Annotated in this window: 15 protein-coding genes and 1 pseudogene; 9 read left to right on the top strand and 7 right to left on the bottom strand. The window is 48.0% G+C overall.

Annotated elements, in window-relative coordinates:
• The first annotated feature begins 8 nt into the window (after positions 1-8).
• The 7 genes from MMG82_RS00535 to MMG82_RS00505 all read left to right on the top strand — a co-directional run bounded on the left by MMG82_RS00535 (position 9) and on the right by MMG82_RS00505 (position 6652).
• Positions 9-1037 (top strand): DUF2955 domain-containing protein, encoded by a 1029-nt coding sequence (locus MMG82_RS00535; protein ID WP_144344847.1) that lies wholly within the window; start codon positions 9-11, stop codon positions 1035-1037.
• 190 nt (positions 1038-1227) lie between these two features.
• Positions 1228-1854: a c-type cytochrome gene (locus MMG82_RS00530; RefSeq protein WP_037430398.1), complete on the top strand. Its 627-nt coding sequence runs from the start codon at positions 1228-1230 to the stop codon at positions 1852-1854.
• A gap of 10 nt (positions 1855-1864) precedes the next feature.
• A complete protein-coding gene (locus MMG82_RS00525) occupies positions 1865-2920 on the top strand; it encodes a c-type cytochrome (RefSeq protein WP_241406250.1) in 1056 nt (351 codons plus the stop codon).
• A gap of 828 nt (positions 2921-3748) precedes the next feature.
• Positions 3749-4375 (top strand): hypothetical protein, encoded by a 627-nt coding sequence (locus MMG82_RS00520; RefSeq protein WP_241406249.1) that lies wholly within the window; start codon positions 3749-3751, stop codon positions 4373-4375.
• 94 nt (positions 4376-4469) lie between these two features.
• Positions 4470-4871, top strand: a complete 402-nt coding sequence (locus MMG82_RS00515; protein ID WP_172590137.1) for a hypothetical protein — start codon at positions 4470-4472, stop codon at positions 4869-4871.
• 698 nt (positions 4872-5569) lie between these two features.
• Positions 5570-5965 carry a cysteine-rich CWC family protein gene (locus MMG82_RS00510; RefSeq protein WP_241406248.1) on the top strand — a complete coding sequence of 132 codons (396 nt, stop codon included), beginning with the start codon at positions 5570-5572 and terminating at the stop codon, positions 5963-5965.
• Between the two features lie 330 nt (positions 5966-6295).
• Entirely contained in the window at positions 6296-6652 is a 357-nt protein-coding gene (locus MMG82_RS00505; RefSeq protein ID WP_144374833.1) for a cysteine-rich CWC family protein, read from the top strand.
• A gap of 4 nt (positions 6653-6656) precedes the next feature.
• Here MMG82_RS00505 and MMG82_RS00500 read toward each other — a convergent pair.
• Both MMG82_RS00500 and MMG82_RS00495 read right to left on the bottom strand, forming a co-directional pair.
• Positions 6657-7772, bottom strand: a pseudogene (locus MMG82_RS00500) (energy transducer TonB).
• Positions 7773-7931: 159 nt separating this feature from the next.
• Positions 7932-8747, bottom strand: a complete 816-nt coding sequence (locus MMG82_RS00495; RefSeq protein ID WP_241406247.1) for a hydratase — start codon at positions 8745-8747, stop codon at positions 7932-7934.
• A gap of 319 nt (positions 8748-9066) precedes the next feature.
• Between MMG82_RS00495 and MMG82_RS00490 the strand changes: the two genes are divergently transcribed.
• Together MMG82_RS00490 and MMG82_RS00485 are read left to right on the top strand one after the other, a co-directional pair.
• Complete coding sequence (locus MMG82_RS00490) at positions 9067-10041, top strand: DMT family transporter (protein WP_037422558.1); 975 nt, start codon at positions 9067-9069, stop codon at positions 10039-10041.
• Positions 10042-10064: 23 nt separating this feature from the next.
• On the top strand, positions 10065-10688 hold the full coding sequence (locus MMG82_RS00485) for an HAD-IA family hydrolase (protein ID WP_037422561.1): 624 nt from the start codon (positions 10065-10067) through the stop codon (positions 10686-10688).
• A gap of 43 nt (positions 10689-10731) precedes the next feature.
• Here the strand turns inward: MMG82_RS00485 and MMG82_RS00480 are convergent, their stop codons facing one another.
• From MMG82_RS00480 to MMG82_RS00460, 5 genes are all read right to left on the bottom strand, one after another.
• Positions 10732-11106 (bottom strand): hypothetical protein, encoded by a 375-nt coding sequence (locus tag MMG82_RS00480; protein ID WP_188869338.1) that lies wholly within the window; start codon positions 11104-11106, stop codon positions 10732-10734.
• 67 nt (positions 11107-11173) lie between these two features.
• Positions 11174-11329 (bottom strand): hypothetical protein, encoded by a 156-nt coding sequence (locus MMG82_RS00475; protein ID WP_156143179.1) that lies wholly within the window; start codon positions 11327-11329, stop codon positions 11174-11176.
• A gap of 166 nt (positions 11330-11495) precedes the next feature.
• Entirely contained in the window at positions 11496-13367 is a 1872-nt protein-coding gene (locus tag MMG82_RS00470; protein ID WP_037422567.1) for a DEAD/DEAH box helicase, read from the bottom strand.
• A 191-nt stretch (positions 13368-13558) separates the two neighbouring features.
• Complete coding sequence (locus MMG82_RS00465) at positions 13559-14593, bottom strand: M28 family peptidase (protein WP_241406246.1); 1035 nt, start codon at positions 14591-14593, stop codon at positions 13559-13561.
• Between the two features lie 84 nt (positions 14594-14677).
• Entirely contained in the window at positions 14678-15016 is a 339-nt protein-coding gene (locus MMG82_RS00460; RefSeq protein WP_224021592.1) for a hypothetical protein, read from the bottom strand.
• Positions 15017-15077: the final 61 nt, after the last annotated feature.

Genomic DNA, 15077 nt, shown 5'->3' with positions numbered 1-15077 from the left:
CAATTTGCATGTTGTTACGCCACAGCCCATTAACCGCCAATGATTTACGCCAGTGTTTGCGCATTGCCACTGGCGGTACCATTGGTTTTACCCTGTGTAAGCTATTTGGTTGGAGTAATGGGGTGTTTTTTACTGTAACCCCAATGTTATTACTGGGTTTAGTCCCTGTGATAAGTGGCCATGCGGTAAGGCAATTATTGGCATCATCTGCCATTGCGGGGCTTGAAGTCGGCCTGCTTGGAGGCTTCTTCGGTAGCCACCCAGGCTTGATGACACCGATTGTCTTCCTGCTGTTTTTGTATCGTTTTGCGGCGATGTCCCGCGGTAGCCTGTTCCTCTTTGGTGCCAATGGCGTGCTGAGTTTAAGCATTATGCTGCACTTTGCCAGCTATCCGGGCACAGATCTGAATGATCTGATTTTTAGTAACTTTTGGGCGACAGGGCTATCAGTCATCATCGCCTATTTAATGACTGCACTTTGGCCGGATGTTGAACCTCGCGCCGCCTATCAACCCGGCCCTAAAGCACCGCACCGTATGCGCCATGAGGCGTTGCTCGGTGCCAGCATTGCCACGCTCTCTTTCTTAGTGTTTCAGATTTTCGATCTGCGTGATTCGATGTCGGCGCAGGCAACCACCTTGCTACTTTTATTCCCCATGCATTGGAACGGGGCGTTGGATTATGCCCGTAAACGTGCCATTGGCACCTTGCTTGGGGTGTCTTTTGGGGTGATGGTGCAACTCTTTCTCTACGATTGGTCAGGATTGTTGATCCTGATTGTGCCGCTGCTGTGGCTTGGCTTAATGTTGTTTGCGCAGGCCCATGTAAAAGAGGCGAGCGGCTCAGGTGTGGGGTTTGGTGCTATGACGACGTTAGGGATTTTGTTTGGCCAATACTTAACCCCAGGTAACGACTTAATTTTTAGTGCCCTGTATAGGGTGAGCAGCATTTTTGTGGCGATAGTGGCGACGTTATTCCTCTGTTATCTGCTGCATAAGTTATTGAATAGCTTTGAAGCGACCCGATTTGGTTACTAAAAGGTTAATATTAGATTTTTTTAATGCTTGTTCCGCTTCCGTGCAAGGAGTATGGTGTTTTGATGCGTTTAGTGTGGGCTAAACGTAGAACGCACCACTCAATTATCTCTTTTTTAGCGACCTTGGTTTAGCCGTTAACGCGGTTTTTCAAGCGTTTTCGTGTGATTCAAGGTTTGTTCAAGGATAGAAAATGAATAATAAAATTAAAACATTAGCCAAAGGCATCGCGCTCATTAGCGGCTGTGCCTTGACCTCTGTCGCCATCGCTAACACGGCAACAATCCCGCCAGCGGGACAAATCTGCGTGACCTGCCACGGCGTCGAAGGTGAGGGCATTGAGCCACTTGGCCCTCGCTTGGCCGGACTCTCTAAAGAATATATCACCACCCAATTACAACATTTTCAGGCAGGTGTGCGCCAAAATGCGACCATGATGCCGATGGCGATGACACTGCAAGGTGATGGCATTGAGCAAGTGGCGAGTTATTTCTCCGCCAAATTACCTAAAACTGAGATTAAGCCTGTGCTTAGGGGCGAACAAATCACCTTTAGCGATGATACCGCGCGCTTAGCCTATCAAGGTGATTGGTCTCGCGGCTTACCGGCTTGCGTGACATGCCATGGCCCCTCGGGTTTAGGTGGCGGGCTGTTCCCGCGTTTAGCGGGTCAGCAGGCCAGCTATATCAAGACGCAACTGTTGGCGTGGCAAGCTGGCACACGTAAGGGAGATGTGGACGGCATGATGGCCAATGTGGCTAACAAGCTGACCGCCGCAGAGGTGGATGCCTTAGCGAACTACTTTGCGAATTTGAAATAAGGAGCCAGCCATGAAATCTTCTGCCATCTTACTATTGGCCGCCATGGGCGTGCTGACAGCTCAGGTACAAGCGGCGCAAGAATTACCTGATAAACAAGCGCCATTGCCCTCAGTCCCTAAAAATCCTGATCAAACCTATCTTACGCCTAGACCCTTAAGCGCGATTCCCGAAGGTGCCTTCGGCGATAAAGTACGCTTGGGTTATCAGTTATTTGTGAATACCCAGCAGCTGAGAGATAAGTATGTGGGTAATGAACTTAACTGCGCCAACTGCCATATGGATGCGGGCCGTAAGGCGAATGCGTCACCGGTGTGGGGCGCCTATTTTGCCTATCCCGCGTATCGTAAAAAAGACGATAAAGTAAATACCTTTCAAGAGCGGATACAAGGCTGCTTTAACTATTCGATGAATGGTAAAGCCCCCGCTGCGGGCAGCCCCGAACTGGTTGCGCTATCGGCCTATGCCTACTGGTTAGGGATGAGTGGTTTAATGGATGCGGTTAACCTTGATGGCCCTGTGCCAGAACTCAGCGATGCCGAATTGGTAAAAGGCGCAAAACGTGAGGATTTCCCACTGCCGGACGCCCTAGCCAAAGCCATGACAGTGGAGCAACGCGCGAATCTGCCGGGCCGTGGTTATCCTGAGATCCCAAAACCAGAACTTGCGTTCTCACCCGAGCGCGGCAAAGCAGTGTATACCGCCCACTGCCAAGCGTGCCATGGCGCCGATGGTCAAGGCCAAGCGATTGCTGGTGTTTACTCTCTGCCACCATTATGGGGCCCAATGAGTTACAACTGGGGCGCGGGGATGCACAGGGTCAATACAGCCGCATTCTTCATTTATGAAAACATGCCTTTCGGTAAGAGCATGCAGTTGACTAATCAACAAGCTTGGGACGTTGCCGCTTACATCAACTCCCATGAACGGCCACAGGACCCCCGCAATAAGGGCGATGTGAAACAAGCGCAGGAAAAATACCATAACGATAACGACTATTACGGTGTCGACGTCGATGGCAAAGTGCTTGGTACTGGTTCTTATCCGGTGTTTCCGAAAAAGTCTTAGTTGAGTAGCTCTCATTCAGTGCTCGCGTTATTAAGTAAGGTGAGTAACTGGATGGGAGGCTTATTAAATCGCCTTTTGGTGTTCAGTGAATATGTGAGTCATAGCGGCCTAACGGCCGAGGTGAATCAAAGTCGTAGGGTTTCACCCCTGATTTTTAATCAAGAGTCGACTAAGAGGGGATCAACAGCAATTCCCTCTTGCCTCTTTGTTAATAAGAGTCCTCGCCGAACAACGTCCATGTCTAACTGCCAGTTCGCCATCCGTGGCTCTCGTTCGTAACGCTGCTATGCAGCACTCACCCTAGCGAAGTTACATGCATTGGTTAGTGGTTTCGTGCTTATTCGAAAATCACTAACGCTTCCGATGGGGCGTCCCTTCCCCCCGAAAGCTACGCAGACTTCCTGTCTGCGTCACGCGATTTTCTTCAACGCCCTTCAACAACTTCGCAGGGTAGGGTGAACTTCTGTTGCCTTAGTGCTAGCTGTTAGTCCTAAAGATTTGTGCTTGTCCCATCTTTCTGGGAAATTTATAAACTAACTTTAAAGTGAGCCTATAAAGGTATCGGTTTTTGTTTGGATGTTTATGCAATCAACTGAAATTATTACCCTTTCACTTTGCCTAATACTATTTACCGCGCCAAAATACTTCTCGGTAAATAAGGTCGCGATTTTTCTGGATGAAAAATGTTGAAAGCCCACTGAGGATGATGCTAACTTATTGGCATCATTAAATTATTTACTCATTTATTCCTATGTCTAACTCTATTCGGGTTGGGTTTTATTAGAAGAGCAGGTAATACACTGTTAACACTCACTGGAGCTACGTGGCGTGGATTATGAATTTTGGAAAGCAGCAGGTAATGGATTGATTGAGCTGGTAAAGGTTTCTGGCCCATATGTTGTTGCCATATTAGGGGCTTTTTTTGGATATTTGGGTAACAGGAATGCCAAAGAAATTTCGATTAAAGTAGCCGAGTTACAAAGTGAAAAAGATTTAAGTTTGCAGAGGGAAAATCATCGTTTTGAGGATGGAAAGCGGATCTCTGGAATCAAGAAAGACGTTATCGACCGCGTAATTAATGAGTTAGAACCTGTTTATAGCAACACATTGTTGTTGGTTAAATCGTACTATTCCATGTGTAGCTCGGGAGAGTCATTTAACAAGCCGCTGTTTAATCAGCTTATAAGAGATAGATTTTTTGCAGATGTAAAGCCACAGGATGAGGCTAATTCAGCCATGGCCAGAGTGTCGGCATATGTGAGTATTTTAGCCGACGCAAATATGACGCTGGAACTGATTAACCTTCAGAATTGTATTCTGGAATGCACCGGTGTCGTTGAATGGGATGATAAAAATTGGGGCGCAGAACACACTGAAAAAGTAAGAAAGTTGATGGAACAACTCCAGCTAACTTACATGGGGCTGTTTATCAAGCTAGGAAAATCGCTTCAATAAAGTGTTAACAAGGCCAGGCACGGCGACGGCTTTTTCGTTGCGGCTTCGCCTCCACTACAAAGCCGCGCGTGCTGGCGGTGTTAGGTGATCGCAGATGTTTTCTCCGTATTTTATAACTGATGAAAATTTGGGTTTGTACCCAGAAGTGGATGTACAAACAGATGCAAGCGGTGGTGTTGTTATAAAGCTAGCATTCCACTCGCAGGTAATAGAAATGTTCTTCCGCCAAGTGATTGCATTCTATTGTGTTGAAGAAAGTAATTACGAGTTGTCTCCGCTACCGGGTATGCCTAGTGACGTTGACTTTGTGTCGCTGGAAAAAGGGGCAAAAACATCTCCAATTTGGAAGGCTTCAGCCAATTACCGGCGCAGTCTTTATGCTCATCTTGATTCATATCGTGTAGATGCATCATTAGAATCTTATTTAATTTTTGGCGCCGATTACGTGGTTTTGGTTGAGTCAATCGGTTTAGTAGATGTTAAGGTTGCAACTTAAGCACCTAACAATCCGCGTCATTCGGGGCCTGCGGCCCCTGCTACGCTCACAAGTTCGCGCGCATGCGCGGGGCGTTAAATTGCAGCCAAGTAAAAGTTGGGACAGGCACAGATTTTGGGGGGATTAATAGTTCGTACAGTAGCTACAGAAGTTCACCTTCCCCTGCGAAGTTGCTGAAGGGCGTTGAAGAAAATCGCGTGAGCGAGGCATGGATGCCTCGCTAGCTTTCGGGGTACAGGATGTACCATCGGAAGCGTTAGCCATTTTCGAATAAGCACGAAGCCACTAACTAATGCATGTAACTTCGCTTGGGGCGGCAAGGGAGATCCAAGAGGGAATTGCTGTTGATCCCCTCTTGGTCGGGGGTGGGTTGAAGACCCACGACTTTGACTTATCTCGGCCGAAGGCCGCAATGACTCACATACTTACAGCGATAACCTTGCCAATTCAAACGCTAAACAAACCAGCATTAGTGGGGTGAAACCCCACGACTTTGATTCACCTCGGCCGTAAGGCCGCAATCAATATTGCATTGTGCTAAACAGAGCCAATCTGGAAGCCCCACGACTTGTAAACTAAAGCATTCAAACGTAGTTTGGAAAGCTATAAAGTCTAACTTTGGTGTAAATCAACTCAGCCTGAGTTGCAAAAAACCATTATTATTTCTGCGTTATCACTCCGATGCCATAAGGATTAATGTGCCTAAAGACTTACCAGAACCTCAGTTCAATGCAGCGCAGCTGTGCCCTTTATGCCAAGGGGCGAATCAGTGTGCAATGACTCTTGGCGCCGAGATCAGTGACTGTTGGTGTGCTAAGCAGAGGTTTCCTTATCTGACTCAATTACTATCTGGCGATTTGGCGGCGGGGTTATCGACAGGCGATGCATCAGGACTGAGTGCTGATAAGTTAGCGCAACTATTATCTCAGCCCGAGAAAGATCGGACAGGCATAACTCTTTCCGGGTTTACTGCCAGCACAGCAGTAATAGGAGTTCACCATCCCCTCGGAGTTGCCGCAGGGCATTTGCGTTCGTTGCGTGAGCGAGGCATGAATGCCGAGATAGCGTCAGTCGAATCAAGGACGAGCGTCTGACGCGATAGCATAAGGACGCTAAATGCCCAAGGGGCTTTCAACTCCGTTAGGGGCGTCTTGGAGCATCCAAGGAGGATAGGACGAGCAGTCCTCCTTGGTCGGGTGTGGGGTGAAACCCCACGACTTTGATTCACCTCGGCCGTAAGGCCGCAATCAATATTGCATTGTGCTAAACAGAGCCAATATGGAAGCCCCACGACTTGTAAACTAAAGCATTCAAACGTAGTTTGAAAAGCTTTAAAGTCTAACCTTGGTGTAAATCAACTCAGCTTGAGTTGCAAAAAACCATTATTATTTCTGCGTTATCACTCCGATGCCATAAGGATTACCGTGCCTAAGCACTTACAAGACGTTCAGTTCGATACCACGCAGCTGTGCCCTTTATGCCAAGGGGCGAATCAGTGTGCAATGACTCTTGGCGCCGAGATCAGTGACTGTTGGTGTGCTAAGCAGAGGTTTCCTAATCTGACTCAATTGCTATCTGGCGATTTTGCGGTAGGTTTATCGACAGGCGATGCAGCGGGGCTGAGTGCTGATAAGTTAGCGCAACTATTAACGCAACCTGCGACGGCTTGTATTTGTGAGACTTGTTTAAGCCGGATAAAGCGAGTGCTAACTACTTCTGCTTCAGAAGATAAAAACAGCCCATCGGGATTAGGCGATGGGCTGGGATATGAGGTGAAGTAACCGATTAAGACTTATCGGTGAAATAGTCTATACGCACAGTGGTTTGTGCTGGCACGGGCTTGCCATGTTCAAACTTCGGGGCATAGCGCCATTCTTCGATCATTTTCAGTGTGGATTTTTCAAATAGCACACCGCCTTTGGATTCGAGCACTTCAGGATTTTTCACAAATCCCATCTCATCAACTGTGAAGTTAAGGGTCACATAGCCGCTTTTACGTTGCATGAGGTAGGACTTAGGGTATTTGGGTACCGTGCGAAATAGCGGTTGTTGCTCTTGCGTGTCGGCCCAAGGTCGCATTTTACCGATAGCGATACAGTGGGCGGTGGACTCGTCACGCTTTCCTTGGCGCTCATACAGTTCGACTAAATAAGCGTGGGCGCTTAAGGCATAGGGATGGCTAAAGTTAAGGGCGTCAAACTGCTTAACCACTTCTAAAAGCAACGGAATCGCCTTGTCATCATGCTTTTCGGCATATTCAACAGCACCGACGACATAGGTGGCTTTGACTCTGTCGAGGGCATTTTCGGGCAGGATTTCTTTGTAAGTTTCATAGGCCTCGAAGGCATAGTCTCTTACCTTAGCAGTGTACAATTCTGTGTTGCTGAGGCGAGCAAAGGTTGCCATTTTTACATCCGCCAACAGCTTTTTATTTGCAGTTTTTTCAGCAATTTCAATAGCATCTTAAAAAAGCCCTTTCGCCACAGCCAGCTTAGGTGAGGTTTCCGCTGCGCCGAGTATCGGGTCGATAAGCTCGGCAGCATGCTCGCCGTAATGCTTTTTATAATTGCTTAATGCGAGTTGATATAACTCATTCGCCTTAGCTGTTTTTGGCAAATTCTTTTCTTCAAACGGGTAAGGGGCGACTTGCTTCTCTATCGCACCAGCCCAGTTCATGGCGAGGTTAGCTAAGTCGACACTGTCCTTGGCATATTGAGCTTCGCCCAATTCGAAGGCCCTTTTGGCACTGGCTTCTATTTGGTCGTTATCACCTTGTTTGAGTGCGGCTTGGTAGTCACTGTAGGCTTGGGGAAATGTGTTTTCCGAGGCGGTTAAAGGTAACGAAGTACTTAAGGCTAAAGCAAATAGACTGGCTAAGGGTAATATTTTTCCGTCTAACATCTTGTATATCCTTATGTTTAGTGTCTTCGGATAGTACAAATGTTTCACTCTTGATACAAGTTTGTTTTCGGCAGTTGGTCGCTAGGGGAACGCTAAGAAGGTAAGCCTTTGCCTTCCTTCTTACTTTGCCTATGGGCTTGGCACCCTTTAGGCAGAGACTTATTTAGTCACAAACTGCAAACCAAATTGGCCTAACTCACCGTAGTGGAATTGGCAGGTTTGATTGAGTGGCAAATCTAATACCCCCGCATAGGAGCCAGTGATCACATATTGTCCTCGGGTTAAGCCAATCCCTTGGGCGGATAAAAAGTTGACTAACCAGTAGAGTCCGGCCTTAGGGAAACCGTTCGGATGAACAGCGGCTTTTTGCAGTGTTTCGCTCTGTTGCTGGTCGTAATGAGCAATTTCAACACTCAGGGCGAAATGGCCTGTTTCTCTCTCGGCTGGTGCAGATAGTTCTGGCCCTAGCCATAGGCCTTGATTGACTAACCCATCGGCGAGGGCATCGAAGTGATTAGCTTCGCTGGGGTTTTGATAACGACTTTTGATAAGTTCTAAGGCGAGGCGGGTTTTACCTAGGGCGGAGTCGATTTCTGCCTCAGAATAGGTCGTGGCACGTGGCGGTAAATCGTTGCCGATTTCAAAGGCGAGCTCTGGCTCGACACGGGCAAGCCCTTTGCTTGAAGGATAAAGCGGGCACTCGGCGGTTTCGATATACACATCGTGTTGATAGATGGGCGCCACTACGGTTTTTTCTGCCGTCGGGAGTAGACACTTCCAACCCGCAATCGGGTTGCCTTGGGCGCTAAATTGCTGCGCAATCGCTTGTTGGATGGCAAAGGCGTGGGAGAAATCCTTGGGTCTTAACGCTTCTTGCAACAGGTCGCCCGCTTCACCTTTAGCGCGGCGCTGCGCGAGTTCTTGTGCTGCTGCGTTAATGGACTCAAGCTGTGCTTTCGTGTCTATTGGTGGCATTTGTTATCCTAACTGACTTATTTTCAAAGACTTATATAGAGTGGCTTATGCCGCAATAAATGTGCACATAAGGTATCAATTGACTCTATAAATCCAATCTGGGCCAAAAGAGAAATTGCGCTCAATATACCTTTTTGTGTCGGCAAAGGCTTGATAAAACTTATCTTCAAATGCTGAGTATTTATCGCCGAGCAAGATTGATTGAGTGTCAGCTTAACTATCCAAACAGGCGGATAAGTTAATCGCTTTTTAGGCTAGATCTTAGTGCGCCTCAGTGCCAGAATGGCGTTCCTTTCTGCTGTACTACTGGGACTTTTCCGTGAATCAAAGCCACTCTGGATCCTTGGCAAATAACCATGCTCAATTGGGGTTATTGTTTATTTCTGTTGCCGTGTTGTTTTGGGGAATTTTACCTATAGCGCTTAAGTTATCGGGGAGTTTTATCGATCCGGTGACCTTGACTTGGTTTCGGTTTTTGGTGGCGCTCTTGGTCAGTATTTTTGTGCAGTGGAGTGCCGGGAGTTTGAAACAGTTTGCGGCGCTCGATGCCAAGGTTTGGCTCAGGCTTATCCTCGCTGGATTGTTTTTAATGCTTAACTATGTGTCATTCGTCTATTCCCTCGACTATTTAGCCCCGGGCGCAGCGCAACTTAATTTTCAAACCTCGCCATTTTTCCTCGCCTTTGGCGGTGTGTTATTTTTTAAAGAGCGCCTCAATGCGGTGCAACTCAGTTGTTTTGCCGCTTTAGCCTTAGGGATGTTAATGTTTTTCCATCCCTTTTTAGATTTTTCCGCCACCGATAACCATGAGATCTGGCTTGGGGTGATGATAGTGCAGTTTTCAGCATTGTCATGGACCACCTACGCACTGCTGCAAAAGTCACTGTTGAACCGTTTGTCCCCCGCCAACGTACTCTTGGTTATCTATGCCTTAGGTATTTTTGCGATGGCGCCCTTTAGCGACTTTAGCCAATTTGCACAAATGGATAGCTTCGACTGGCAAGTGGCGCTGTTTTGCGCCGCCAATACCTTGATTGCCTACGGTTGTTTTGGGCAATCGATGAAGTATTGGCCGACGGCACAGGTGAGCGCCATGTTGGCGTTAACGCCAGTATTTAGCTTTAGTGCCACGGCGTTAGTGGTGAGTATCGGTTGGTGGCCTGACGTGTTTAAGGCCGATGAGTTAGATGCTTTATCGCTCTTTGGCATAGGTGTGATTATTGTCTCTGTGATGGTGGTGCAGTTGCTGCCCCTGTATCGCCAGCGCCGCGCGAGACGTTTACAACCCATTTAACTGGCAGCTGAATAGGTATCCTAGTGATCACACGCCTGACCGATATTGAATTAGAACAGATCCGCGGGGTTATCTTCGATCTCGACGGTACGCTTGCCCATTCAAACCCTGACTTTAAAGGCTTAAGAGCGGCATTAGGTATTGGATCGGGTACCGATATTCTCGAACATATCCATAGCCTTGAGACTACTATGGCCAAGATGCAGGCGCTGGAAATTGTCCATGACTACGAGCTTGCCAGCTCGCGCCAAGCGAGCTGGATTGAAGGCGCGCAGGCGTTGATTGCGTTTTTAAAGATGCGGCAACTGCCGCTGGCGATTTTGACCCGCAATATGCCCGAGGCAGCCAAAATCACCATCGAAAAACTCGGTATTGATATCCCTTTAGTGCTGACTCGTTACGATGCAGAGCCTAAACCTCACCCGCAGGGTATCCACTTGATTTGCGAGCAATGGCAGTTGAGTCCGGCGGATATCTTGTATGTGGGGGATTATCTATTTGATCTGCAAACCGCGCAAAACGCCGGTAGTCGCTGCGCCCTCTACTGCCCTGAAGAGGTGCCCGACTATGCCCACGCGGCGGATTTACTCATTGGCAATTATCAGAGTTTTATTGAAGCTTGGGCAGTGGCAATCCCAAAAGACTAAGTGCACACGATGCCAGATTGATAAGGTTTTATATCACTTTATGTCAATTCTCACTCGATGTGTTTGCGGTTAGGGAATCTTGCTTATCTTGTTTTAGCCCAAGCCGAATACTGTCGAGTAATGCCACTAACCAGCAGAGTAAAAAGCCATAGAGCAGTTCATTGGCATTGGCAATTGTGGTCTGGGTTTGTTGGGTGATTTCGGCAGAAATCACCCCGATATCAAGCGGTAAGGTGCCGTTTTGAATATCTAAGGCGATCACTTGCGCCACTTGATAGATTTGCATGAGTAGCAGCACAAGGCTCACGACCGCTAAGCTAAAAAATACCAGTGCAGTGCGTTTATGTTTTAGGTAAAAATGGCCGCTGCCGGGGGCGACAAAGGCGGATAAAAGACCAGCGCTAAGAGCTTTTTTCATCGAAATACACTAATTGCATTGCTAAAGATTACGCCGACACTAATAGACATGCTGGCTTAAGTGCAAGTTAATTTGCCATTGCGACTAACAATCCAATAAACCCCGCAAACAGGGTACAACCGACGAGCACCATGATTAATAAAGTCTTATCTTCGCGGCATGACTTAGCGAGCTCGGGCAGTGCCGAGATAAATGGGTAAGTTATCAGTGCTAAAAAATCCATTTCTGTCCTTAAGTTAGGCATCCACGTATTGACTATACCTGCTCGAAATATCAACTGGCCAGCGAAGTTTGAGTTGAAGCGATTTTTAGATAACAAAAAAGGAGCCGAAGCTCCTTTTTAATGCGTTTGTTTTAATGCGCTTGACCTAAGGGTTTAGGTTTGCGGATTACTCTTCGCGTGGTTTACGTGGTCTACGCTCGCCTGCTGGCTTGTCTGAACGAGGTTTGCGGTCAGCAAATGGCTTGTCACCCGACGCTGCACGTGGCTTACGATCACCGGCTGGGCGGTCGCTACGTGGACGACGGTCGCTACGGGCACCACGGCCAGAGTCAACAAAGACTTGGTCGCCAGCTTCACGGATATTCAATGGCTTACCACACACACGCACTTTCTTCAGGTGTTGTAGCACATCTTTTGGCATGCCATCTGGCAGGTCAACAGTTGTCACTGAATCATAAAGTTGGATTGCACCGATATAACGGCTGTCGATATTGGCTTCGTTTGCGATAGCGCCAACGATATTGCCTACACCTACGCCATTTTCACGACCTACGTCGATCACATAACGGCACATTTTCAGGTCTGGATTGTCTTTTAACGCTTCAGCGCTGCCTAAGCTTGCTGGCATTGGACGAGATTCACGGCTGCGTCGTTCGCCACGGTCAGCACCGCGGTCTGAACTACGTTCGCTACGCTCACTGCGTTCATCACGAACACGTTCTTGAATCGCAGGTAATTGCAGTGGACGTTCCTGTTGAACTTGGTGCAGCAGGGCTGCCGCGAGCAGATCGGTATCTACTTCAAGTTGCTGGCATAACTGAGCAACGGCTTCACGCATAAATTCGAGATCGTTGTTCATGGTTTGAGCAAGCTGCTCACCTAAGCGTGACAGGCGACGTTCTGCAACGGTTTCTGGGCTTGGTACTTTCATTGGCGAAATACGGCTGTTAGTCGCCCGCTCGATAGTGCGCAGCATACGCATTTCACGGCTAGTGACGAACAGAATTGCCATACCATTACGACCAGCACGGCCAGTACGACCGATACGGTGGACGTAAGCTTCTGTATCGTATGGAATATCGTAGTTTACTACGTGGCCAATACGCTCAACGTCTAGACCACGGGCCGCAACGTCAGTCGCGATCAGAATGTCTAGCTTGCCGTTTTTGAGTTGTTCAACTGCACGCTCACGGGCTTGTTGGTTCATATCACCATGTAAAGGTGATGATGCATAGCCACGGGCTTCAAGTTTTTCAGCTAATTCAACGCATGAGTTACGAGTACGAACGAAGATGATGATACCTTCAGTATTTTCAACTTCTAATACGCGTACTAACGCTTCTAATTTATTGTGCTGTGATACCTGTACGAAACGTTGTTCGATTGATTCAACTGTCGTTTGGCTAGACTCGATACGCACATGTACAGGGCTACGTAAATGCTGGTTAGCAACACGTTTAATTTGCTCTGGCATTGTGGCCGAGAATAGTGCCAATTGGCGCTCGCTTGGCGTGTGCTCAAGGATCCATTCGATATCATCGATGAAGCCCATTTTTAGCATTTCGTCGGCTTCATCGAGCACGAGTGCTTTTAATGAATCGAGTTTTAACGTGCCACGACGCATATGGTCCATTACACGACCAGGCGTACCCACGATAACTTGTGGACCACGTTTGAGGGCATTCAACTGTTGTTGCATGCTTTGACCACCGTAGATCGGCAGTACATGGAAATTCTTAATAAATTTGGCATAGCTACTGAACGCTTCAGCAACTTGAACTGCAAGTTCACGCGTCGGTGCTAATACTAAAATTTGCGGTGTGGTTTGGCTGGTGACTTTATTCAGCAGCGGCAGCGCGAAGGCGCCAGTTTTACCTGTACCTGTTTGCGCTTGACCTAAAATATCTTTGCCAGCCATAAGTGGATCAATACTGGCTGATTGGATTGGCGTTGGTTTTTCATAACCTAGCTCGTCAAGAGCACGCAACAAATTCTCGGATAGGCCGAGTTCACGGAAAGTTCTTTCATCGGATGACATTGAGTTGTAGCCTTGTGGATGCGCGCGGATTGGCGCTTAAGTTTCACAGACAGAAAATCAACCCCGTGTCGATTTCCCGCGAACGACGGATTATAGCAGCATATAAGCCGCTTTACCAATCCGGATAAGGATAAATCCACCGTTTGAGGAGGTTTTTTCGCAAAAACTGAGCAAGAAACGCGCCACTTCGGCTAATTTTTCAAAAAGTTGCCATCGAGTTTAATTAATTCAAAAGCCGATTCCGCTACCGCGGCGAGAAAAACATAGTCCAAGGTCTCGTAGGTATCCTCCGGCGTATGATATTGCGGATGGGTGGGCACACCAAAATATAGCCAAGGGATTTTAGTCTGATGAAAGGGATAATGATCCGACGCTCTTAGCCAATTAGTGCTCTGGATACTTCTCCCCACAGGCTTAGGGTGACTGAGTTTGATGCACAGGCCGTTAGATTGATTCAACATTGGCCTAAATTGAGGAAATTGATAAAAGTTGCGGCTGCCCTCAAGGTAAATCGCGTAAGGGCGACTTGGGTGGCCAATCATATCCAGATTGAGCATCAGTTCAAATTGCGCTTCAGGCATTCGCTGTTTGAGTTGCTCTACTAAGGCAGTGCTGCCAAACAGTCCAGGTTCTTCGGCATCGGTCGCGACAAACATTAAGTTAATGTTGGGGAGTGAGTCGGGTGCAGCGCGTTGCTGCGCTTGCCAGTGGTTGGCGATGGCGAGTAATGCGGCAACGCCGGAGGCATTGTCATCGGCACCGTGGTAAACCTTGCCGCCACTCACGCCGAGATGATCATAGTGGGCGACTACAATACGCCATTTATCCGTAGGTTGTCGCGCTGGCGCTAAGGCGACCAGATTGCTTCCCACCTCTTGGCTAAATAGGGTGGAATATTCGAAGGGAACCTCGAAGGTTGTTCCCCAAGGCTTAAGGCCTAGTTGTTGAAACTGGCGGTTTAAATAGTCGCGCGCCTTGGCAGCACCTTCTGTTTGGGTTTTACGCCCCATTAATTCTGCTGAGCTGAGTGTTGCTACTGTTTGCTTAAGATCTGCGGGGGCAGCCCAATTCAATCGAATCGCCTCTGGTGAGCAAGTATATTCGGCAGGTTGGCTAGTGCAGGCCATGAGTCCCATACATAGGCTAAGGGTAAAAAAGTGCAAGAAGCCAATGCATGGAGACCATGAGCGGATGATTGCAGTGCGTGCGTATGCCAAATTGCCCATGATTATCCTTAAGGTTGGCAATAGGAACGATCAATCCTAAGCCTAACAGGGATTTAGCTAGAGTGCATGGGCACTAATGTGGATTTAATCTAATACCTGGATCTCGGGGGAGAGCGCCGCCTCTTGGTGCGGGCTTAAATTAAAGTGCTCTAAGCCTGAGACCAAATGTGTGCGCGAGCACAGGGTGACCTGAGTATTTTTGGTGAGTCCACCTTGGGCAAGCGTGGTGACTCGGCCATCGGGTAATGCCAGTAGGCTATTTTCTGCGGTGCTATCTAAGACAGTAACTTGTAAACGAGTGGGTTGACCGATAATCGGATCGATAGCCGCGATAGCAAGTGCGAATAGCATTAGGCCTAAACAGGTAATGAGCATGACATTAACGCGACTTAAGCTGGTTAAGTTGGGGCGATGTTCTAACAAAATATCCTCCTCGATGGAGTGCGCCTTGGGAGTGTTCTCCCAAGGCGTCGTTGAGGTTGAA

This window comes from Shewanella sp. MM_2022_3, from assembly GCF_022557375.1.
In the GTDB taxonomy this organism is placed as follows: Bacteria; Pseudomonadota; Gammaproteobacteria; order Enterobacterales; family Shewanellaceae; genus Shewanella; species Shewanella xiamenensis.
Note: the sequence above shows the minus strand (reverse complement) of the source record. Positions and strands in the feature narration are given on the sequence as shown.

What these genes read in the sequence shown, in the direction of transcription:
- MMG82_RS00535 (WP_144344847.1), top strand. Translation starts at nt 9, where the DNA reads ATGTTGTTACGCCACAGCCCATTAACCGCCAATGATTTACGCCAGTGT.
- MMG82_RS00465 (WP_241406246.1), bottom strand. Translation starts at nt 14,593, where the DNA reads ATGGGCAATTTGGCATACGCACGCACTGCAATCATCCGCTCATGGTCT.
- MMG82_RS00470 (WP_037422567.1), bottom strand. Translation starts at nt 13,367, where the DNA reads ATGTCATCCGATGAAAGAACTTTCCGTGAACTCGGCCTATCCGAGAAT.
- MMG82_RS00530 (WP_037430398.1), top strand. Translation starts at nt 1,228, where the DNA reads ATGAATAATAAAATTAAAACATTAGCCAAAGGCATCGCGCTCATTAGC.
- MMG82_RS00525 (WP_241406250.1), top strand. Translation starts at nt 1,865, where the DNA reads ATGAAATCTTCTGCCATCTTACTATTGGCCGCCATGGGCGTGCTGACA.
- MMG82_RS00480 (WP_188869338.1), bottom strand. Translation starts at nt 11,106, where the DNA reads ATGAAAAAAGCTCTTAGCGCTGGTCTTTTATCCGCCTTTGTCGCCCCC.
- MMG82_RS00475 (WP_156143179.1), bottom strand. Translation starts at nt 11,329, where the DNA reads ATGGATTTTTTAGCACTGATAACTTACCCATTTATCTCGGCACTGCCC.
- MMG82_RS00515 (WP_172590137.1), top strand. Translation starts at nt 4,470, where the DNA reads ATGTTTTCTCCGTATTTTATAACTGATGAAAATTTGGGTTTGTACCCA.
- MMG82_RS00495 (WP_241406247.1), bottom strand. Translation starts at nt 8,747, where the DNA reads ATGCCACCAATAGACACGAAAGCACAGCTTGAGTCCATTAACGCAGCA.